Annotated in this window: 1 protein-coding gene; it reads left to right on the top strand. The window is 62.9% G+C overall.

What is annotated here, in order from left to right:
• Nucleotide 1: 1 nt before the first annotated feature.
• Nucleotides 2-232, top strand: a 231-nt coding sequence (locus GSQ92_RS26800) for an SDR family oxidoreductase (RefSeq protein WP_256367140.1), incomplete at its 3' end; no start/stop codon positions are given.

Below are 232 nucleotides of genomic sequence, written 5' to 3'. Positions count from 1 at the left end.
GCTGTTCGGCTATTCCGCTACGAAGGGAGCCATCGGGAACATGACGGTTGCGTTTGCTCAGCTGCTGGCCGAGAAGGGGCTACGCGTCAACGCCGTGCTGCCCGGCCCTATCTGGACCCCCTTCATTCCATCCGGCATGGAGGGCGACGCCGTGAAAACTTTTGGCTCCAAGACGCCGTTCGGTCGGCCGGGACAGCCGGTTGAAGTAGCGCCGCCTTACGTGATGCTGGCT

The organism is Acidisoma sp. S159 (genome assembly GCF_009766125.1).
GTDB lineage: Bacteria > Pseudomonadota > Alphaproteobacteria > Acetobacterales > Acetobacteraceae > Acidisoma.
Note: the sequence above shows the minus strand (reverse complement) of the source record. Positions and strands in the feature narration are given on the sequence as shown.